The organism is Acetobacter ascendens (assembly GCF_001766235.1).
GTDB classification, from domain to species: Bacteria; Pseudomonadota; Alphaproteobacteria; order Acetobacterales; family Acetobacteraceae; genus Acetobacter; species Acetobacter ascendens.
Genome location: NZ_CP015164.1, coordinates 202,731 through 222,773 on the forward strand (window position 1 = coordinate 202,731; position 20,043 = coordinate 222,773).

General features: G+C 56.9%; 17 protein-coding genes and 1 pseudogene. 10 read left to right on the forward strand and 8 right to left on the reverse strand.

Going from position 1 to position 20,043, the window contains the following annotated elements; genetic code table 11:
• Window positions 1-72: 72 nt before the first annotated feature.
• Window positions 73-1,947 carry an alginate export family protein gene (locus A4S02_RS01045; RefSeq protein WP_070322693.1) on the reverse strand — a complete coding sequence of 625 codons (1,875 nt, stop codon included), beginning with the start codon at window positions 1,945-1,947 and terminating at the stop codon, window positions 73-75.
• Window positions 1,948-2,193: 246 nt separating this feature from the next.
• The gene (locus tag A4S02_RS01050) at window positions 2,194-2,850 is read right to left on the reverse strand and encodes a hypothetical protein (protein ID WP_208858898.1); all 657 of its coding nucleotides are present in this window, start codon (window positions 2,848-2,850) and stop codon (window positions 2,194-2,196) included.
• A gap of 76 nt (window positions 2,851-2,926) precedes the next feature.
• Here A4S02_RS01050 and A4S02_RS01055 point away from each other — a divergent pair, with 76 nt between their 5' ends.
• Window positions 2,927-3,157, forward strand: a complete 231-nt coding sequence (locus A4S02_RS01055) for a DUF3126 family protein (RefSeq protein ID WP_070322694.1) — start codon at window positions 2,927-2,929, stop codon at window positions 3,155-3,157.
• Window positions 3,158-3,282: 125 nt separating this feature from the next.
• Here A4S02_RS01055 and A4S02_RS01060 read toward each other — a convergent pair whose 3' ends face one another.
• Entirely contained in the window at window positions 3,283-3,894 is a 612-nt protein-coding gene (locus A4S02_RS01060; protein WP_019089837.1) for a DUF2939 domain-containing protein, read from the reverse strand.
• 193 nt (window positions 3,895-4,087) lie between these two features.
• Here A4S02_RS01060 and A4S02_RS01065 point away from each other — a divergent pair, with 193 nt between their 5' ends.
• From A4S02_RS01065 to A4S02_RS01080, 4 genes and pseudogenes are all read left to right on the forward strand, one after another.
• Window positions 4,088-4,900: a HesA/MoeB/ThiF family protein gene (locus tag A4S02_RS01065; protein ID WP_070322695.1), complete on the forward strand. Its 813-nt coding sequence runs from the start codon at window positions 4,088-4,090 to the stop codon at window positions 4,898-4,900.
• Between the two features lie 279 nt (window positions 4,901-5,179).
• Window positions 5,180-6,196 (forward strand): SH3 domain-containing protein, encoded by a 1,017-nt coding sequence (locus tag A4S02_RS01070; protein ID WP_070322696.1) that lies wholly within the window; start codon window positions 5,180-5,182, stop codon window positions 6,194-6,196.
• Window positions 6,197-6,228: 32 nt separating this feature from the next.
• Window positions 6,229-7,689 carry a pyruvate kinase gene (gene pyk, locus A4S02_RS01075; protein WP_070322697.1) on the forward strand — a complete coding sequence of 487 codons (1,461 nt, stop codon included), beginning with the start codon at window positions 6,229-6,231 and terminating at the stop codon, window positions 7,687-7,689.
• Window positions 7,690-7,833: 144 nt separating this feature from the next.
• Window positions 7,834-9,049: pseudogene (locus A4S02_RS01080) on the forward strand (SMP-30/gluconolactonase/LRE family protein).
• A 14-nt stretch (window positions 9,050-9,063) separates the two neighbouring features.
• Here A4S02_RS01080 and A4S02_RS01085 read toward each other — a convergent pair.
• Window positions 9,064-10,218 carry an MFS transporter gene (locus A4S02_RS01085; protein WP_070322698.1) on the reverse strand — a complete coding sequence of 385 codons (1,155 nt, stop codon included), beginning with the start codon at window positions 10,216-10,218 and terminating at the stop codon, window positions 9,064-9,066.
• 64 nt (window positions 10,219-10,282) lie between these two features.
• A complete protein-coding gene (locus A4S02_RS01090; protein WP_019089829.1) occupies window positions 10,283-10,783 on the reverse strand; it encodes a hypothetical protein in 501 nt (166 codons plus the stop codon).
• Window positions 10,784-10,924: 141 nt separating this feature from the next.
• Between A4S02_RS01090 and typA the strand changes: the two genes are divergently transcribed.
• Window positions 10,925-12,742, forward strand: coding sequence for a translational GTPase TypA (typA, locus tag A4S02_RS01095; protein WP_019089828.1), 1,818 nt, complete (start codon window positions 10,925-10,927; stop codon window positions 12,740-12,742).
• Window positions 12,743-13,100: 358 nt separating this feature from the next.
• Complete coding sequence (locus A4S02_RS01100) at window positions 13,101-13,388, forward strand: hypothetical protein (RefSeq protein ID WP_070322699.1); 288 nt, start codon at window positions 13,101-13,103, stop codon at window positions 13,386-13,388.
• Between the two features lie 257 nt (window positions 13,389-13,645).
• On the opposite strand, the gene A4S02_RS01105 is transcribed toward A4S02_RS01100, so the two are convergent.
• Window positions 13,646-14,902, reverse strand: a complete 1,257-nt coding sequence (locus A4S02_RS01105) for a D-amino acid dehydrogenase (protein ID WP_070322700.1) — start codon at window positions 14,900-14,902, stop codon at window positions 13,646-13,648.
• 48 nt (window positions 14,903-14,950) lie between these two features.
• Here A4S02_RS01105 and A4S02_RS01110 point away from each other — a divergent pair, with 48 nt between their 5' ends.
• Entirely contained in the window at window positions 14,951-15,088 is a 138-nt protein-coding gene (locus tag A4S02_RS01110; protein WP_019089824.1) for a hypothetical protein, read from the forward strand.
• An 11-nt stretch (window positions 15,089-15,099) separates the two neighbouring features.
• Here A4S02_RS01110 and A4S02_RS01115 read toward each other — a convergent pair whose 3' ends face one another.
• Window positions 15,100-16,116: an NAD(P)/FAD-dependent oxidoreductase gene (locus A4S02_RS01115; RefSeq protein ID WP_070322702.1), complete on the reverse strand. Its 1,017-nt coding sequence runs from the start codon at window positions 16,114-16,116 to the stop codon at window positions 15,100-15,102.
• A 164-nt stretch (window positions 16,117-16,280) separates the two neighbouring features.
• On the reverse strand, window positions 16,281-17,501 hold the full coding sequence (locus A4S02_RS01120; protein ID WP_070322703.1) for an NADP-dependent isocitrate dehydrogenase: 1,221 nt from the start codon (window positions 17,499-17,501) through the stop codon (window positions 16,281-16,283).
• A gap of 384 nt (window positions 17,502-17,885) precedes the next feature.
• On the opposite strand from A4S02_RS01120, the gene A4S02_RS01125 reads away from it, so the two are divergent.
• Window positions 17,886-19,388 (forward strand): hypothetical protein, encoded by a 1,503-nt coding sequence (locus A4S02_RS01125; RefSeq protein WP_228142422.1) that lies wholly within the window; start codon window positions 17,886-17,888, stop codon window positions 19,386-19,388.
• Window positions 19,389-19,401: 13 nt separating this feature from the next.
• Window positions 19,402-20,004, forward strand: a complete 603-nt coding sequence (locus tag A4S02_RS15995) for a hypothetical protein (protein ID WP_228142423.1) — start codon at window positions 19,402-19,404, stop codon at window positions 20,002-20,004.
• The last annotated feature ends 39 nt before the right edge of the window (window positions 20,005-20,043 follow it).

Genomic DNA, 20,043 nt, shown 5'->3' on the forward strand with positions numbered 1-20,043 from the left:
GCTGCAAGCATTACGATGGACGGGGCAGTTTGTCTGTACCGTAGTGCCCTTATGGGGCACAGAAGGCTGGTATTAGAATGTAAGTTCCAAGTTGCTCTGCACGAACGCGCCGGAGGATGCGCCCGCGTTAATCATGGTTTTAGAGGCAAAAATATATTCGCCATCTATGCTTAACGTAATGTGGCGCGTGGCACGCCACGTAAAGCTGGCCTGCGGCATGGTGGCTGTATAGGCCCCATGTGGGTGCAGATTATAAAAGGCCGTGCCACTGGCATAAATGGCATCCTGTTTGCTGTTGCGCCACACCACGGGCACCTTCATCAGCAAAGTGGTGTTGGGGGTGGGGGAAACCGTGGCAATTGGCCCCACATCAATCATGTTGGATTGCCCAATATAGGTGCTGATATCCAGGTAGTAGGCGCTGGGCACGTAGGGTGAAAGAAAGCTGCCCCAGCTACTGGTCTGGCTTTTGTTCATGTTGCCGCCAGAAACATCATCTATCTGAATACCCACAGCCGGATGCCCCGCCCATTTGGCAAAGCGCCATGAAAGTGTGGCGTTGACGGAATATGCAGAAACAGGCCGAGTGGGGCCGCTTTTGGCCGCACGGAATTCTCCGCCCTGCCACATGCCGCCAACAGAAAATTCAATAGGCCCCGCGTTACCCCATACGCGCATACCCGGGGTATCTCGGTGGGTAGAACCCGCAATGCTGCCACCGGCTGCTGTGGGCAGGGCGCTGCTGGCCAGAATGATGCCGTAGTAAAAGCTATCTACAAACACTTGGCTGCTTTTGCCCAAAAACGAAAACTTGGGCAGCGCGTAGGATGTGTAAGCCCCGAACAGGCGAGACCTCCAGCCCACGGTATCATGGAAGGCAATGGGTGGGCTGTTATCTGTAAGGGTCAGGTAAAAGCCATCTATGCGAAAGTTCTTCCAGAAAGCATAGCCGCGCAGGCCGTTCCATGAATACGGCAGGGTGGGGTACACGCTTCCCGCCGTAAAATACGGGGGTGCATCCAAAAAGGTCATGCGCCCAGCCATACCGCCTACGGTGGCGCCCAGCACCTTGCCGCGTACTTCTACAAATGCCTGCTGGGCATCCAGCTTGCTGCGCCAGCGGCCCCCGGCATAGCCATAGTAGTTTACACCTGCGGCCTGCCCGCTCATCAGTTCACCATACAGGCGGACGTGTTCGCCCAGATGCAGGTCTGCGCCCAAATTCCAGCGGAAGTTGTTGCGGTAGGCGGGGTCTTTTTTGGTGGTGCCAAACCCTGCGCGCTGATCATAAAAATTGTGCTGGCGGAAGTTCCCGCTGAAGGACAGGTAAATATCTCCTTCCTGATTGAAAGGAATGTATTTGAGCGCATCCATGGCATCCAGCCGGTTGCGCTTGTCCCGCAGGCTGGACCAATCCTCCGCCCAGCGTGAAACAGCATAATACCCTACTGTGCCAAACCCTGCGGCGGCACCGGTATTGGCATTAAACACCCCCCACGGCCCTTGGTGCAGCAGGGCAGTAGGCAGGGGCGCAAGCTCCAAAGACTGCGGCTGACCATATGCTTCTGGGCGGCTTCTGGGCGGCTGCTGAGCGGGGGGGAGCAGGCGCGCATTGTCCCAAAATCCCGGTTTGGCGGGAGGTGCGGCAGAGGATGTTACTTCTGCCGGTGCTTCCTTGGCGGGCACAACAGTTGCTGGTGCTGTGCGTACAAGGGCAGGCGTGTGCGGATAATGCAGATGCGCCGCGTTGGGGGCTGTTTCTGCGGCTAAGACGTAAGGGGCAAGCCATACCGCAAATCCGGTGGCAGAGGCTGCAAGCAGAACATGCAGGCCAAAGGCAGGCCAATAAACAGATGTGCAGGCAGGCAAAATAGGAGAAGAAAAAGCCGGACAGTAAACGGCGGCAATGGCCTGTCCGGGACGAGAAAATCCGGGGTGTGCGGTCATGGGCCGGGGTTCGCTTCTTGTTATTTTTTTTGGGAGATATTCTAATAATGAATATCTAATATTTGCATGTTACCACTTCACGCGTTCAGGTCATATCTAAATTGCGTGTGATGCATTTCTAGTCTGCGCAGTGTTTTGAGCTGAAAAGGCACGTATAAACCGGCTGAAACTGGCAGTATTTCTTGGTCTTTTGTGCCAGCTTCAGGGTTTCATAAAAACTGATTTAAGAAATAAACAAAAAAGTGTTCAGCCATCCAGCCTGTTCAGGCACCGCTGCGCGCGGTCAGACAGATGAACATTATGCACATGGGCCACGGCCTGGCGGGCCTGTTGGCGCCATGTGTGGCTCATGCCTGCGGGGGAGCATATGGCCTGCAAGTCTGCCTGTATGGGAGCACCTTGCTTGGTGGCGGCCAGCACAATGGCCGCGTGCTTGGGCAGGGCGGCCTGCATGGTTTTGTAAAGCGTGCGCGTTGTGCGCGAATCTGCTGTGGGCAAAAGTGCTGGCACAAGTCGCGCGGCATCGGGCTGGCCAGAGGTTACGGCGTGCTGCACATCTGCCCAACCTTTTTGGCGAGAGAGGGCTTGAGCCGTCTGGGTTGCGCCATCATGTTCTACCATGTTCAGGATATGGGTGATGCGTTCTGGCTGCCGTGCAGGCAGCGGGGCATGTTGTAGGGCAAAAAGGCACATCCCCACCGGCACACAGGCAGAAACCACCGGCACAAGAGCACGCAAGAAACGCAATGGCAGATCCTCCTCTAACCTGTGGGTTACATGCACTGCAGAAAGTGGCGGCGGCAGGGCAATGCTGCGGAAAGGTTGCGGCAGCGTGGGTGGTTGTCCTATAGCGGGGCCACAGATCGGAAAGGCGGCCGCGCCAGTGCCCGGTCGCTCCACCATTTTTGGGCGGGGTGGCCCATGCCTGCGCGGCTTGTCTTATTTTGGCGCAAAGTTATGCCAGCAGGAAAAGAATGACATGAGCGGTTCCATATCTCCTTCAGAAATCTCCCGGCTCCAGACAGCTCTGCGCAGGCTGCTGGGTTCCGAAAAGCTGACCATCAACCCCGCACCCCGTGCAGGTATGTCTATTGAACTGGCAGCAGATGGTGAAGTGATCGGCACCATTCATCGTGATGATGAAGATGGTGATGTGTCCTACGCCGTAAACATTGTGGTGCTGGAAGAAGACCTGCCCGCAGCCAAATAAATCTGGCGCACAGGCTTGCAAGGCCACTTCATGCGTAGGCTGGCAGTATGTTGCCGCCTGCGGGTGGGTGGCCTTTTTTATTATAAGGGCCACCCACATGCGCTAGGGGGCAGGCGGGTTAGAGTTCAGGCGTTGGACGGCGCCGCAGAAGCCTGAAGCACTGGAGCCCGCGCAGTGGGGAATTCCACATTGGTAATTTTCCAGCGCCAACCCTGTATCCGCATTTCAATGCGCAGGGGTGTTTCACGCTCATGCCCCGGCAGGGGCACTTCCGCCACAAACTGATCAAGCCGTGCAAACCTTACGGACGCATGGGCCGCCAGAGAGGCGAAGGAAATATTGGGCTGGCTGACAGGCACAGCCGCCGGAATGGCCTGATCTACCAGCATGCCCAGATTGTTTTGCGTTACCGTGGTATCCACTGCGTTGGAAACAGCCGTGGCGGCAAAGGATTCACCAAACTCGGGCAGATCGTCCGAGGCCGGCACAAGGTGTAGGCCATTCAGCGTTTGGTGCTTGATGGAGGCATCCAACGCCCCCCAGTTGATGACTTGGCCAAGAGCCATCATATCGTGCGAGCGCAGGGCGGAACCTACGCTCCACAGCGTTACAAAAGGGGAAGCCAGATACACACCCAGCGCGGCTGCGGCTGAGGCAACACATATCCCCCGCGCGGTCTGGCGCGGGGTCAGACTGGCTGCTCGGGCAGGCTGCCCGAACTGAGGAAGGGATATCATGTTTGCATTCCTCTTATGTTGATTTTGCAGGTTACTATAACAGAAGCATACCTCTGATGCACACTAACATGTCATGTTTTGGGTGTTATTACAAAAACGTGATTTTTGCCGTAACACGAACCATGTTGGCTGTTTAACGCCATTCTGACCGATCGGTTCACTGCTTTTTTTACTTTTTTCAGGACGCCCCACCATGATTTCGCAGTTTTCTGAAGACGAGATCCAGCGCTATTCCCGCCACATTCTTTTGCCCGAGGTTGGCGGAATCGGGCAGATGGCGCTGAAAGGGGCTTCCGTGCTGATTATTGGCGCGGGGGGCTTGGGGTCCCCCACGGCGCTGTATCTGGCAGCGGCCGGTGTGGGGCGCATCGGGCTGGTGGATGATGATGTGGTGGAGCTTTCCAACCTTCAGCGGCAAATTCTGCACGCCACGGCAGATGTGGGCCATAAAAAGATAGACTCCGCCCGCGCCACGCTAGAGGCGCTCAACCCCGGTATTGTTGTAGAAACATACCCCCAGCGGCTAGATGCTTCATCCGCAGAAGGGCTGATAAGCCAGTACGATCTGGTGTGTGATGGGTGCGATAACTTTGCCACCCGCTATGTGGTGAACGCAGCGTGTGTAAAAACTCGTAAGGTGTTGGTTTCCGCCGCTGTGCAGCGGTTTGAGGGGCAACTTTCCACCTTTCGCCCGTGGCGCGGTGGCCCGTGTTACCATTGCCTCTACCCACAAACCGATGGTGAAGCCTCTGGCCTAAGCTGTGGTGAGGCCGGGGTATTTGGGGCCGTAACGGGTGTAATGGGTACCTTGCAAGCCACAGAGGCCCTGAAAGAGCTTTTGAACATAGGGGAAAGCATGGCCGGGCGTTTGCTGATGTGGGATGCCCTGCGCACACGCTTTACCACCATCATGCTGGAGGCCGACCCAAACTGCCCCGTATGCGGCGGCATGGGGGCAGAACATGCCCACACGTCCCAACAACAGGCCGCTCCTTCTGCCGGGTAAATCACGCACAAGTACATATGCGCCGCGACTCCTGATGTAATGGCATGAGCAGCCCCTTAATGCGTCGGAGAATACGGGCCTTTATCCCCAAGGGCTGCGCAAGCAGGATGTGTTGGGCATAGGCTACGTGCGCGGGGCATGTCTGGCGGGAAGGCAGGGTTTGGCTTAGATTTGCCTCGGCTTTGGCAGGGCAGGGCATGCACCCTTATCTGCCTCCACGCGCGGGATAAGGTGTGATGCCTCTTGCCCCGGCGCGTCTCTCTTGGCAGGGATGCAGGCATGATGTTCACACGCTCTTCCATTTTCCGACTTCACCTGCTTGCCTGTGCGGCAGGCTGTGCCGTGGCTTTTGCCAGTGTTCCCACGGTTTCTGCCAATGCGGCAGAGCAGAAAAAAACCTCGGCGCACAGCCACCATGCGCATCACGCCGGGGTCACGCATGAAGGTGCTTCTGCCAAGGCCGGAAAAAAGGCTTCCGCCAAGTCAGACACGGCAAAGTCAGACAGCGCAGATACCAAGGCCGAGCACGCCAAAAAGAGCAAGCATCATAAAAAGCGCCATGCCGCAGGGCATGAGGCCACGCACACCGCAGCCGCCAAGCACCACCCCGCAGCCACGGCTGCCGCAGGGGCCGCAGCGGGGGCAGGTGCCGTAGCTGCTGGCACTGCCGCAGCAGATGCCGCAAACCCAGCCACACCTCCGGCAGATGCCACGCCAGAACCGCCAAAAGGCACCGTAACGGGCCTGCCACTGCCACGTTATGCAGCATTGCGGGCAGATGAAGTGAACATGCGTGCGGGGCCGGGGCAGCGCTTCCCCATTATCTGGGTGTATCATCGCCGTGGTATGCCCATGCGGATCGAGCGTGAATTTGATGTGTGGCGTCTGGTAGAAGACCCCACGGGCCAGAAGGGCTGGATGCAGCAGGCCACCCTTGCGGGCGGGCGAGATTTTCTGGTGCCGGGTGAACCACCGGGGGATGATGCCCCCATTCCCCCCAAGCTGGACAAGAATGGTGAAAAAATTCCCGCATCCGGCCACATGGATACGCGCGTTGTAGAAACAGTGCCCACGCTGGATGATGCCAAAAGCATTGCGGGTGCCGTTATGCTCCGTGCAAGTGCCAGTGATGATGCCCCCGTTGTAGCGGTGCTGAAACCGGGTGCTGTAGGTTCTGTTAAGGAATGTGCGGCGGGGTCTGCCTGGTGCAAGGTTTCCGTCAAACAGTATAATGGCTGGGTGCCACGCAAGGCGATCTGGGGTGTGGATGCTGATGAGTCCATCAACCCCTCCTGAAAGACCCCAGCGGACTAGAAGGAGAAACAGATATGGCTGAATCCACACAACAGGGTTCTGGCGCAGAACAGGCGCAAACCTGCCGTACTAAAATTGTGGCCACACTCGGCCCGGCTTCTTCAGATTATACAATCATCCGCGATCTGGCTCTGGCCGGAGCGGATGTGTTCCGCTTCAACTTCTCCCACGGCACACATGAAGATCATGCCGCCCGCCACGCCATTGTGCGGCGGGTGGAAGAAGAATTGGGCACCCCCATTGGTATTCTGGCCGATATGCAGGGGCCAAAGCTGCGTGTGGGCCGCTTTGCCGCAGGCCGCGTAACCTTGCAGCCCGGCACGACCTTTCGGTTTGATCTGTCTGACACACCGGGGGATGAGCACCGCGTAAACCTGCCGCACCCGGAAATTATCAGTGCCGTGCGCCCCGGCAGCCGCCTGCTGATGGATGATGGCAAGCTGGCCGTTGTGGTGGAAAAAGTAGGGCCAGACTGGATAGAAACGCGGGTGGAAGTTGGCGGCCCGCTTTCTGACCATAAAGGCGTGAACGTGCCCGATGTGGCGCTGCCCATTCCCGCCCTGACGGAAAAAGACCGCAAGGATCTGGCCTTTGCGCTGGATTTGGGGGTGGATTACGTGGCCCTCTCCTTTGTGCAACGGGCAGAAGATGTGGCACAGGCCCGTGCGCTGGTGGGTGAACGCGCCGCCGTGCTGACCAAGCTGGAAAAACCGCAGGCGGTTGAAAATCTGGACGCCATTCTGGAACAGTCTGATGCAGTGATGGTGGCACGTGGGGATTTGGGTGTGGAATTGCCGCCCGAAACCGTGCCGCTGATACAAAAGCGTATTATCCGCGCGGCCCGCAGGCTGGGCAAACCCGTTGTGGTGGCCACCCAGATGCTGGAAAGCATGATTTCCGCCCCAACCCCCACACGGGCCGAGGCATCGGATGTGGCTACGGCTGTGTTTGATGGGGCAGATGCCGTGATGCTTTCTGCCGAATCCGCAGCAGGCAAATACCCGCGTGAGGCTGTGCGGATCATGAACCGCATTTTATGGCGGGTGGAGGAAGATGCCGGTTGGCAGGCCCACATGGCCGCAGCCCGTCTGGCCCCGGAAGATTACGTGGCCGATGCCATTGCCAGCGCCGTGCAACAAGTGGCGGCTACGCTTAAGGCCCCGGCCATTGTGGCCTATACGCACCGTGGCCCCACGGCGCTGCGCATTGCGCGCGAACGGCCTACATGCCCCATTTTGGGTATTACCCCCACGCATACATCCGCCCGGCGCATGGCGCTTGTATGGGGTGTGCGGGCTTTTGTAAGCGCCCCGCATAAACCCACAACCACGGTGGAAGATGTGGTGGATGCCGCGCTGGATGTTGTGAACCGTGCAGGCATAGGGGCAGAAGGCGATTCCGTGGTGATAGCCGCCGGTGTACCCTTTGGCGTAAGCGGTTCCACCAACCTTTTGCGTGTGGCGCGTATTGGCTGAGACTGGTGTAGGGCAGAGGGTTTGCAATGGCCCTATGCCCTTGCGCAAAGGGGTTGCCACAGCCAAAGGGGTGACAGTGCAGGGCCAAGGCAGTATGCACCCGCTCCATACGGCAGAAGTTGTCCGGTAAACGCAGGAGGCACAATGGCACCCCCACGTAGCAGGCTGGCAAGACGTGCAATGCTGAAAGGCATAACCGCGCTTTCTGCAACCGTGGCGGCCCCGGTGCTGGCCCGTGGGGCAGATGAGGTTCTGCCCGATACCGTGCGCCCGCCCGATGTTACTACCAATCCGCCACGCCAATGGGGGGTAAACGCCCCCCCCTGTTTATACGCCAGACCCAGATGTGCTGGTGATTGATCGTTCCTTCCGGGACTTGCTGTACGGTAACGCCGCCCTACACCGCGTGTGGGATAAAGGTACATGGCTGGAAGGGCCTGCGTGGTCTGCCCAAGGGCGGTATCTGCTGTTTAGCGATGTGGTGGCAAGTCGGCAGTATCGCTATTTGTGGGAAACGGGGGAAGTTACGGTTTTTCGCCCGGAATCTTACCACGCCAACGGCAACACGTTTGATTATCAGGGCCGCCAAATTACGTGTGAGCACTTCCTGCGCCGCGTGATTAGGTGGGAGCATGATGGTTCAGTTCATGCAGTGGCAGACAAGTTTGAGGGCCACTCGCTCAATTCCCCCAATGATGTGATTGCCCACCCAGATGGCAGCATCTGGTTTACCGATCCGGGATATGGAGACAACGTGGCCGAAGGCCATGCGGACATGCCGGGCGGTGAGGCCAACCCGGATGGGCATATCCGCTGGAAAATTGGGGAAGAACTTATTGGCACGCTGGGGGGCTCTCGGCGGCAGGCAGATCATACCTTCCGTGTAGATGCCACAGGCCATCTTGATGTGGTGCTCACGCAGGAGCAACTCCCCAACCCCAATGGGCTATGCTTCTCACCCGATTTCTCGCGGCTTTATGTTATTTCCTCAGGCAAGCAGCCGGGCGGGCATGGGCATGATGGAGATCAGGCCGTGCATGTGTTTGATTTGCACAAGGAAGAACTGCCGCTTTCCAACCCGCGCCTGTTCACCAATATGCGTTTTGAGGGCGTGCAGATGGGGCCAGATGGCATGAAGGCCGATGTGCACGGCAATATCTGGTGCGGTGTAAGCGGGCCAGTGGGGCTGTGCGGGGTGTTTGTGTTTAACCCCGAAGGGCACCTTATTGGCCGCATTCGCTTGCCGCAAAGCGTTTCCAACCTGACATTTGGCGGCCCCAAGCGCGATTGGCTGTTTATGTGCGCGGGGGATTCGCTCTACCGCTTGCAGGTCAACACCCAAGGCGCAGCCCCGGCCTGAGCAAAGCGCAGGGGCTAAGCGCTTTTCTTCAGCAACAAAGGCAACAGGCCAAACAACGCACAGGTGGCGGCGGCAAACCATGCCAGCCCATCAGGAGCCGCAGTCATGGAACTTGCAGCCAGTGCAGGCCCTGCAAAAGCACCTGCACCCCATGCAAGGGAGCTAAGGGTGTAAATGGCTATCAGATCGCCCCCTTTATAGCGGTCTCCCACAACGGACATGGCCACTGTGTAAATACTGGCAAACACGCCATCCCACGCAAACAGCACCACATGGGCCAAGCCGGGATGATGGATAGCCACCGGCCACAATAATGCGCCCGCCGCCGCCAACCCCGCTAATGAGACAAGAAGCCAGCGGCGGCTTGTGCGGTCTCCTATCCAGCCAATGGGAATCTGAAACGCCGTGGCCCCCAGCAGCATGATGCTGAGCAACAGCGTGGCGGCATGTTCTGACCACCCGGAATGCATGGCATACAGCGCCAGAAAAGAGGTGGCTGCCGAATCCAGCATGGCAATCAGCAATGTGGCGGCAATGGCTATGGGTGCCAAAGGCAGATAGCGCAGCAGGCTGGGGCGTTGCGGGGGTGTAAGCTGCGGGTGCGGCAACCACGGTGCAGCCACAAGCCCGGTAGTAACCAATAGGGCAATACTGGCGCAGGCAAAGGGCAGGGCACTGGTGCGGCCTGTAACGGTAAGTAAAGCGGGGCCTGCGGCAATGCCAATGGAAAGCAGCGTGCTGTACAGCCCCATTACGCGGCCTCTGGCGTGGTCTGGCGTTATCTGGTTCAGCCAGCTTTCAGAAAGCACCAGAATAATCTCGCACGCAGCCCCCAGCACCGCGCGCAGGCCAAACCATACCCAGATGGATGGCAACAGCGGAAAAAGGGCCAGCGTGGCAGCGCCTGTTAGCAAAGCCAGTGTGACGGCCCGTTTGGGGCCCAAGGCCATGCTGATGCGCGGGATAAACGGTGCAATGGCCAAGGAGCCTACAGCGTGCATCATGGTGTTGGCGGCAATCATGCCGGTGCCAAACCCCAGATCCACCATTTCCAGCGTAAACAGGGGCGCACCCAGCCCCATAACCAGCCCAAACATTAGCCCTACAACAGTAAGGGAAAGAGTAGGGGCGGCGCTTACAGCAGAACGCGCAGGAGGGTGAAGCAGCATAGGCTGGCTTGTAGCGGGTTGCGTGCGCCGGAGCCAGCCTTCTCACCCTTAGGCGTGCGCGTATTTAGAACAGTTTATTGATAAGTGTGTTGCCAATGCCAAACCCTGCGCCTGATGCCAGAGAGTGGGCAAAACCGGAGTTTATAACGTCATCCAGCACATTTTCTACTTCCGGCTTAACGGAGCTAAGGGCGGAGGGCTGTGGCGGAGCTACATTCTGTTGCACCTGTGTGGCAAGGGCCGTGTGCAGGGCCTGAAGCAGGTTGATGATCTGAGATTGCTCATCACGCAGGGAAAGGGCCAGTTCCTTCAGGTCCAGCAGCCATTCACGCGCCTGCATATCCCCGCCATCGGCAGCAGTTTGCATTTTGCCGCACAGCGTTTGCAGCGCGGTGGCAGATTGTTGGGCCTGTGTCTGAAACTGGTTGTAAGTTTGATCTATGGCCTGAATATCCATGCTAAAAACCCTTTCAATATAATGTGTTCTACGACCGGAAGCACACCACCATAAAGGGGTAAATGCAAGCCGTACGGCCTGCGTGCGGCCACCCCCGGTGGCAGCCATGATACGTGCTGATGAGGATTTTGCGTGCATTCCTGCGCGCGGGCGGCTATTTGTCTGCCCAAGCAAACATTAGCAAAGCCATCCTCCACCCTTTCAGGCAGAAAGCGGTGGCGTGGCCCGCAGGGAATATCAGGCCTTTACATGGATATCCGCAATATCGCCATCATTGCCCACGTTGACCACGGCAAGACGACTCTGGTTGACGAACTGCTCAAGCAGTCGGGTTCGTTCCGCGAAAACCAGCACGTTGCCGAACGCGCAATGGACAGCAACGATCTGGAACGCGAACGTGGCATTACCATTCTTGCCAAGTGCACTTCCGTTGTCTGGAACAATACCCGTATCAACATTATTGATACACCCGGACACGCCGACTTTGGCGGGGAAGTGGAACGTATTCTGAGCATGGTGGATGGCGCCATTGTGCTGGTGGACTCCGCAGAAGGTGCGCTGCCGCAGACTAAGTTTGTGGTTGGCAAGGCACTGGCCCGCGGCCTGAAGCCAATTGTGGTTGTGAACAAGATTGACCGTGGCGATGCCCGCCCCGATGAAGTGCATAACGAAATTTTCGATCTGTTTGCTGCCCTTGGCGCAAATGATGAACAGCTTGATTTCCCGATGCTGTTTGCTTCTGGCCGTCAGGGCTGGGCAGATGAAACGCTGGACGGTGCCCGCAAGGACCTGAGCCCGATGTTCGAGCTGATCCTGCGCCATGTGCCAGCTCCGAATCTGGACAAAGACAAGCCCTTCGCCATGACAGCCACCATTCTGGAAAGTGACAACTTTCTGGGCCGCGTGCTGACAGGCCGTGTGGAACAGGGCCGCGCTAAGGTGAACATGCCTGTTAAGGTGCTGCGGGCCGATGGCTCCGTGGTGGAAACAGGCCGCCTGACCAAGCTGCTTTCCTTCCGTGGTCTGGACCGCGTGGGTGTGGAAGAAGTGGAAGCTGGTGACATTGTGGCCGTGGCTGGTTTGTCTGAAGCTACTATTCCAGACACCATTGCAGCCCCGGAAGTGGAAGCCCCGCTGGAAGCTATTCCGGTTGATCCGCCAACACTGTCCATGACCTTCCGCCTGAACGATGGCCCGCTGGGTGGCCGTGAAGGCAAGAAGGTAACGTCTCGCCAGATTCGTGACCGTCTGTTCAAGGAAATCGAAAGCAACATTGCTATTCGTGTAACAGACAGCCCGGAAAGCGAAGCGTTTGAAGTGGCAGGCCGTGGCGAACTTCAGCTTGGTGTGCTGATTGAAACCATGCGCCGTGAAGGCTTTGAGCTGACAATCGGCCGCCCGCGCGTGCTGTTCCGCACCAATGAAGAAACCGGTGAGCGCGAAGAGCCTTACGAAGAAGTTACCATTGATGTGGACGAACCCTATTCCGGCGTTGTGGTGGAAAAGATGTCCCTCCGCAAAGGCCAGATGCAGGACATGCGCCCCTCCGGCGGTGACAAGGTGCGCCTGACGTTTATCATCCCGTCTCGCGGGTTGATCGGCTACCACGGTGAATTCCTGACCGACACGCGCGGCACGGGTATCATGAACCGTCTGTTCTCCAACTACGGGCCTTATGCTGGCACCGTAGAAGGCCGCCGCAACGGATCTCTGATCTCTGCAGAAAACGGGGCTACCACTCAGTACTCCCTGTTCTCCTTGCAGGATCGTGGCACGCTGTTCGTGGATGCGGGTGAAACGGTTTATCAGGGCATGATCATCGGTGAGCATTCCCGTGAGAATGATCTGGAAGTAAACCCGATCCGTGAAAAGAAGCTGACCAACATGCGCGCCGCCGGTAAGGACGAAGCCCTGCTGCTGACCCCGCCGCGCCGTATGTCTTTGGAACAGGCTATTGCTTACATTGAAGACGATGAGCTGGTGGAAGTGACCCCATCTGCCATCCGCCTGCGTAAGCGGTATCTGGACCCCAACGAACGTAAAAAGCGCGGCAAGAAAGCAGACTGATTCGATTCTGTAACTTGTGGGCTGCCCAGCGTTTGGGCGGCCTGTAAGTGTGGCGCGTTTGTGGTGTGGGCGTATTTTTTTCGGTTACACCATTTTGTCACATGCAGAGCGTTTAAAGCGTTTTTTCCTATAAAAACCGCCTGTTATTGGGCGGTTTTTTAGGTTTTGCCAATGCCAATATGGCTGGTTTACGGCTGTCAAGTGGCGGGGTGATGATATGTGCAAAGATTGCACAAATTTTAGCTCAAGACGCTGTGCTTTTGCCGTGATAATAAGCAAAACATAAACCGGTCTATGTGCTGGATGCAGGGTTGTCCTGCATGAGGCGGATTGGACCACAGGTTTTTGGAGACATTCTATGATTTCTCGTCGTCTGCTTGCGGCTCTGTCCACCGTTGCCCTGCTGGACGCTGCTGCTCCTTCCTTCGCTCAGGAAGCTGCACCTCCTGCTCCTCCCGCTGCTAGTGGCCCAGAAGCTGGTGCTCAGGTCCCAGAAGGCGCTGGCCCGGCTGCTGAAGAAGCTGGCCGCACGGAAGAAAGCAAAGGTGCTGCTGCGCATAAGGGCAAGCACAAAGGTGGCAAGCACCACGGCAAGAAGAAGTCCGCAGCTCCGGCTTCTGACTCTTCTTCCGAATCTGCTCAGTAATAACCCGGCAGAAAGGGGCACTGCGTTACAGGCGCGGTGCTTCCTGCCTGCTGTGGCGTAAAGCTGCAGAATACAAAAAGGCCGCTGGTAGTATCTGCCACCGCGGCCTTTTTTGTGTCTCATGTATGAAAGGCTGTTTTTTATAAACAGGGTGGATCAGCGGCATAGCGGGCGGGCAATTTTATAGCGGCAAGCCTGTGCGTGTGCAGCTTGCCACCATAGTTTTGCGCCACAGCGGGCATAAACACCGCGCCAGCTTAGTTATACCGGCTGATGGAAAGATCCAGCGCCGGAATATCGGGCTTTTTGTCGTGCACAAGGTCTGCAATCAGGCGGCCGGAACCACAGGCCATTGTCCAGCCCAAGGTGCCGTGGCCGGTGTTTAGCCACAGGTTTTTAAAGGCGGGCACAGGGCCAATAACAGGTGTGCCATCTGGCGTGCAGGGGCGTAGGCCCGTCCAGTATGTTGCGGCGGTAAGGTCTCCCCCACCAAACAGTTCTGAAAAAGAAAGTTCCAGTGTTTCACGCCGGTCTGGGCTGAGCTTCTGGCTGTAGCCCGTCAGTTCCGCTGTGCCACCCACCCGGATGCGGTTGCCAAGCCGCGTAATGGCCAGCTTGTAGGATGTATCATTCACAGTGGATGTGGGGGCGTGGGTTTCATCCGTAAGGGGCAGGGTGAGGGAATAGCCTTTTACGGGGTAAACCGGCAGATGCACGCGCAACGGGCGCAGCAGCAGCGGGCTATAGCTGCCCATGGCCACAATATAGGCATCACCCCGGAAGTGCCCGGCACTGGTGCGCACAGACATAATCTCGTCCGCCGCAGCATCCAGCCTCAGAATGGTGGTGTCATATACAAACTTCACACCTTTGGCCTCTGCCATGCGGGCCAGCCTTTGGGTGAAGATGTGTGCATCGCCCGATTCATCACCGGGTAAATACAGCCCACCCGTAAGCAGGTGTTTGGCATGGGCTAGGCCGGGCTCGTGCTCCAGAACCTGATCCACCGCCAAAAGCTGGTGCGGAATGTTGGCTTCTGCCAGTAGGCGCATATCGTGCTGGGCGGTATCTATCTGCTTATTGGTGCGGAAAAGCTGGATCAGCCCGCGCTGCCTGTCATCATACGTAATGCCGGTTTCAGTACGCAGGGCATCCAGACAATCGCGGCTGTATTCGGCAATGCGCAACATGCGGGATTTGTTGATATCATACGCATGGGCATTACAGTTTTTTAAAAGCTGTTCCATCCAGCGCAGCATGGCCAGATCAAACCGTTTGCGAATAACCAGCGGGCTGGTTTTGGGGTGCAGCATCCACTTTGCAGCCTGAAGCGGCAGGCCGGGAGAAGCCCAAGGCGTGGAATATCCGGGGGAAACCTGCCCCGCATTGGCAAATGATGTTTCAAGCGCTGGGGCGGGCTGGCGGTCTATAACCGTGACTTCATGCCCAAGGCTGGCCAGATACCAGGCCGATGTCACCCCGATAACGCCAGCGCCGAGAATGATGACTTGCACGGTTTTATCCTTATTAAAAAGGTAAATGGATCAGGCAGGCACCATAGCTTGCTGCGCCCAACCGCGCCAGAACCCGTAAGGGAACTGCTATGGTGCACGCTGTATGGAGATATGCGCGAGCAGAGCAAAAACTCCATTATAAAAAATGGCGGCATGTTGTGCCTGCTTTGGGCCATGCCGCCATAAGCGTATTGGTTTTAGGCGGGCACACCTTTGCTGGTGGAATATTCAAAGTGCAGCGCCTGATCCGGGTTCACGATGGGGTAAATAGCGTGGGCTGCCATGGCGGCTTCGCTAAACCCTTGCAAAATCAGCTTCAGCTTGCCGGGGTAGGTGGCCACATCGCCCACGGCAAACACGCCCGGCAGGCTGGTTTCACAGCTTGAAGGTGTTACGGGAATGGTGGCGCGCATGGTATCCATACCCCACCGCGCCACAGGCCCCAGATCTGTTGCCAGCCCAAAGAAAGGCAGCAGCACATCGGCTTCCAGCATACGGGTGGCACCATCCAGATCAGCCACTTCTACACCTTCCAGCGCGCCGTTTTGGCCGCGCAGGGCATGGAGCTGATAGGGCACAACTTTTTCAATCTGCCCGGCGGCTACGGCCTCATCCAACTGGCGCAGGCTTTCTGGCGCACCACGGAACCTGTCGCGCCGATGCACGAGGTACAGCTTTTCGGCATTATCTTTAAGGGAAAGCGCCCAATCCAGCGCAGAATCGCCGCCGCCAGCAATGACGATACGGCGGCCTGCAAAATCGGCTTTGCGGCGCACGTAATATTGCACGGCCCCGGTATCTTCAAACGCTTCCAAACCTTCTAGCGGCGGACGGTTGGGGCCAAATGCACCTGCACCAGCGGCAATAATAATGGCCTTGGCTTTCAGCATCGTGCCTTGGTTGGTGCCCAGCGTAAAGTTGCCCCGGTGGCCTTCAAGGCTTTCCGCCCGGTGCTTGAGCAGGCGCGGGATGTTGAAAGGGGCAATCTGTTCTTCCAGCCGGGCAATAAGCTGCGCGCCTTCTACCGCAGGGCAGGCGGGAATATCGTAAATCGGCTTTTCTGGATACAGGGCTGCACATTGGCCGCCCACTTCTGGCAGCACATCAATCAACACACATTTCAGCCGCAGCATGGCGCACTGAAAAGCGGCAAAAAGCCCGGCTGGGCCAGCGCCAATTATGGCTACGTCTGTTTCTGCTGGCGTATCAGTCATGGCGTGGCGTGATGCTCCCTTATCTGGTTAAATTAAAATACAGTTTCTGTTTTGCGCCAGCACGGGCCGGTGCGCAATGGCCTAGAATAAGCAACACCCCGAAGCAGAAATTTGCTTCGGGGTGTGCATATGTGCTCATGGTAAAAAGACGTGCGGCAGAAAAATCAGCCCTTAGCCAAGGCCTGCTTGAGTTTTTCATCCAGCACATCAAGGAAAGGCTGCGTGTCTAGCCACTTGGTGCCGTTGCCAACCAATAGCGCCAGGTCCTTGGTCATCTGCCCACCTTCAACGGTATCTACGCACACTTTTTCCAGCGTGTTGGCAAAGTGCACAATGTCTGGCGTATCATCAAAGCGGCCGCGATAAGCCAGCCCACGTGTCCATGCAAAAATGGAGGCGATAGGGTTGGTGCTGGTGGGCTTGCCTTTCTGATGCTCACGGTAATGGCGGGTTACGGTGCCATGCGCGGCTTCGGCCTCCACCACATCGCCTTTGGGGCTGAGCAGCACGGATGTCATCAACCCAAGGCTGCCAAAGCCCTGCGCGACAATATCACTTTCTACATCGCCATCGTAGTTTTTGCAGGCCCATACGTAGCCACCCGGCCATTTAAGGGCGCAGGCCACCATGTCATCAATCAGGCGGTGTTCGTAAGTGAGGCCCAGCTTTTCAAACTCGGCTTTAAATTCCTTTTCGTACACGTCCTGAAACACATCCTTGAACATGCCATCATAGGCTTTCAGGATAGTGTTCTTGGTGGACAGATACACCGGCAGCTTGCGATCCCGCCCGTAGGAGAGGGAGGCACGGGCAAAGCCTTCGATAGAGGCACGGGTGTTGTGCATACCCAGAGCCACGCCGGGGCCTTTAAAGTCATGCACATCCAGCGTAATGGGCTCGCCACCATCTTCGGGAATATAGTTAAGTGTTACCTTGCCGGGGCCGGGAATTTTGGTTTCCGCCGCGCGGTAGATATCCCCATAAGCATGGCGGCCGATCACGATGGGCTTTGCCCAGTGCGGCACAAGGCGCGGCACGTTGGAGCAGATGATGGGTTCACGAAAAATGGTGCCATCCAGAATGTTGCGGATGGTGCCGTTGGGTGAACGCCACATTTTTTTCAGCCCAAATTCCTCCACCCGTGCTTCATCTGGGGTGATGGTGGCGCATTTTACGGCCACGCCATAGCGCTTGGTGGCTTCTGCGGCTTCTACGGTTACTTTGTCATCCGTGGCATCGCGGTTTTCTATGCCCAGATCGTAATATTTCAGGTCAATATCCAGATAGGGCAGAATCAGGCGCTCACGAATGAAGTGCCAGATGATACGGGTCATTTCATCCCCGTCCATTTCCACCACCGGGTTCTTGACCTTGATTTTAGCCATAATACTGCATCCGATTCGAAGAGTGTCTTGCATTCGTTGCGCGCAGATGCGGAATACGCATAGGCATCATGCAGTGCGCGAATTGAGACCATAAGCGGGGATGCAACACAGCGCTGTTCACGATCAGGACAGAACCGGCCCCATTTGGCGCAATGGCGCTTACGTGCGGGCAAAAATCTTTGTTTTGTGCGGGATAGACCCTGTTATCACAAACATGTCAGGGCTTTGGGGGTGGCGCATCCCTTACCGGTCAAGAGGTGCCCGCGCGGGAGATGTTATGCTAACTATATGCATCATTAAGAAAAATGGCTGGCCGCCTGTATGCACGTGTCAGCCAAAATCATGATTCCGCATATGGAACGGGCAGCCGGGGTAAGCTGAGGCATGTTTTCTTTTATATCACTTCACGGGCACATTCTGGCACATCGTGATTTCTACCTTACGGGAATTCCGGTTGCGCAAGCCGTTTCTCCGCAGTGGAACGTGGTTCAGTTGGCCCCAAAAGGCAATAATCTGCAAGGTTTTGCGGATATTGCCGTAAGCGTTGTTGAAGAGGGTGACAACAAAGGTCTGGTCACTCTGGGGGATGGCACAAATTTTCTGTGTGCCCACCCACAAGGTGAGCTGACATGGATGCAGCATGTTCTTACGTGGGAACTGTTTGCACCGGTGTTGAGCCAGCATGTGCCCCTACTTGTTCGTCTGGCGCAGGGCAAATGGCTGATTGCCGGGCAACAGCAGGCCGAGCAGGTGTTGTTTTTAAACCACGCCCTCCAGCTTGGTGAGCATAAGTGGGATTTGCGCACTCTTTTCCTGCGTGAAAAAGGCGATGCCATTGTTGTTTCTGATGGGCGTGAACAGGAAAGCGTGCTCCAGCCCAGCCCCGTGGCCGTGCAGAAAACTTTTATGGCGGCACTGTCTGCGCAGATGAAGGCAATGGGGGATAGCCCATTTGTGAAGGCCGCACAGGCCGCACGCCAACGTTTGCTTGTAGCCCCCGAAGATTCTGGCTGTTTGCTGGAACTGGCAAAAAACTGCGCCAAGGTTGGGCAGTTTGGCTTGGCGCGCACTGCGGTATTGTGTGCAGCGTTGCAGGATTCCCGGCCTGATCTCTACTTCTTTTCCGCCATTCTGGCACTGCGAGAAGGTGAGACCAAACAGGCCGCAGATTTAGCCAATCTGGCCCTGAAAGGCCGGTTGGGTGAAACGCCTATACCCGAGCAGCTCACACATCTGCTGCAGCGGACAGAGCAGGGAGAGGCCGCGCTGCTTTTGCTGCCTGCGGCCTTGAAAGAACTGCCGGACACAGAAGGGTTTGACCCCGCCTTTAACTTTTTAATGGTACCTTTGCCGCCTGCCATGCTGAGGGCAGAAGATGTGCGGCAAGCTTATTCGTATCAGTTTGAGGAAGTGGCTTCTGCCAGCACGCAGGAAGAACGGCTGCAACTGGTGCAGGCCGATCAGGCCCAGAACAGGGCGCAATATTGGAATCAGGTTGTGGCTGGCCATTATGCATGGCTCAATCAGGATCGCGCCAGCGCAGATCCGCACTACGTAACAGCCCGCAAACTTTCCAGAGATTCAGGTATCAAGGCCATTCACTACAATTGTGGTGTTTACACATGGCTGCCGGAAGCCGCGGCATATAACCTGCATGAACAGCAGGTAACAGACCAGTTGGGCATTGCAGGCTGGAGCTGGCATTCCAGCGTAGCGCCAGATCGGGCCGAGGCTGATGCGCCAGATGCCTGTTTGGTTTTTGGGTGCGATAGTGCGTATTTCCGCTTTGTGCCCAAGCTTGTCATGTCTTTAATGCGGGCGTGTCAGGCGCAACCGGAACACGGCCGCTTCCGCCTTTGTTTGGGGGGGGGATCGGCCCACGGATGAGCAGTTGACTCTGATGCGCGATCTTGTGGCCTTTTTCTCGGAAAAAGACCGTGGGATGGATGTGTCCTTCGCGCACGGCCAACTGAGCTATGCGAACGAGGCCACTTATACCTGTATCCGTTACCTTATGTTGCCACATATTGTAGGCCAGTGGCACTGCCCCGTGCTGACTGCGGATTGTGATGGTTACTTCCCGCAGGATTTCCCAGCCTTGTGGCAGGAACTTAAATCTGGCTCGGATTACGGGTTCCGACTGTATGCGTATAATCATGAAGGCAAACAGATAGGCGGAGAACCGTGGGGCTTTGGTGCGGGCTTGTCCTATTTTGGAGAAACGGAACTTCTGCCGCAGATCGGGCGGTATCTGCACAATTATGTCCAGCGGACATATAGCCCCGAAAACCCAACCAATTGGTGCATTGATCAGTGCGCGCTGGCACAGGCTTACTCTCGCTTTGTTGCGCCGCGCTGGAATGATCTTCGGATACGCTTCATGGATGAAGGTACGCCCCTTATGGTTATGCCACACCATGTGGGCGGCAAGGATGCGCTGCTGGAACACGATGGCGCGGTTTCAGAGCAGGATCTGCGCCAGTTCATGCAGGACAACGCTTAAGGGGTGTTTTGGCAAAGCCGGTCAGTTTGGTCTGACCGG

Coding starts and splice junctions, on each gene's coding strand:
- A4S02_RS01045 (WP_070322693.1), bottom strand. CDS start 1,947: ATGACCGCACACCCCGGATTTTCTCGTCCCGGACAGGCCATTGCCGCC.
- A4S02_RS01050 (WP_208858898.1), bottom strand. CDS start 2,850: ATGGTGGAGCGACCGGGCACTGGCGCGGCCGCCTTTCCGATCTGTGGC.
- A4S02_RS01055 (WP_070322694.1), top strand. CDS start 2,927: ATGAGCGGTTCCATATCTCCTTCAGAAATCTCCCGGCTCCAGACAGCT.
- A4S02_RS01060 (WP_019089837.1), bottom strand. CDS start 3,894: ATGATATCCCTTCCTCAGTTCGGGCAGCCTGCCCGAGCAGCCAGTCTG.
- A4S02_RS01065 (WP_070322695.1), top strand. CDS start 4,088: ATGATTTCGCAGTTTTCTGAAGACGAGATCCAGCGCTATTCCCGCCAC.
- A4S02_RS01070 (WP_070322696.1), top strand. CDS start 5,180: ATGATGTTCACACGCTCTTCCATTTTCCGACTTCACCTGCTTGCCTGT.
- pyk (WP_070322697.1), top strand. CDS start 6,229: ATGGCTGAATCCACACAACAGGGTTCTGGCGCAGAACAGGCGCAAACC.
- A4S02_RS01085 (WP_070322698.1), bottom strand. CDS start 10,218: ATGCTGCTTCACCCTCCTGCGCGTTCTGCTGTAAGCGCCGCCCCTACT.
- A4S02_RS01090 (WP_019089829.1), bottom strand. CDS start 10,783: ATGGCTGCCACCGGGGGTGGCCGCACGCAGGCCGTACGGCTTGCATTT.
- typA (WP_019089828.1), top strand. CDS start 10,925: ATGGATATCCGCAATATCGCCATCATTGCCCACGTTGACCACGGCAAG.
- A4S02_RS01100 (WP_070322699.1), top strand. CDS start 13,101: ATGATTTCTCGTCGTCTGCTTGCGGCTCTGTCCACCGTTGCCCTGCTG.
- A4S02_RS01115 (WP_070322702.1), bottom strand. CDS start 16,116: ATGACTGATACGCCAGCAGAAACAGACGTAGCCATAATTGGCGCTGGC.
- A4S02_RS01120 (WP_070322703.1), bottom strand. CDS start 17,501: ATGGCTAAAATCAAGGTCAAGAACCCGGTGGTGGAAATGGACGGGGAT.
- A4S02_RS01125 (WP_228142422.1), top strand. CDS start 17,886: ATGTTTTCTTTTATATCACTTCACGGGCACATTCTGGCACATCGTGAT.
- A4S02_RS15995 (WP_228142423.1), top strand. CDS start 19,402: ATGCGCGATCTTGTGGCCTTTTTCTCGGAAAAAGACCGTGGGATGGAT.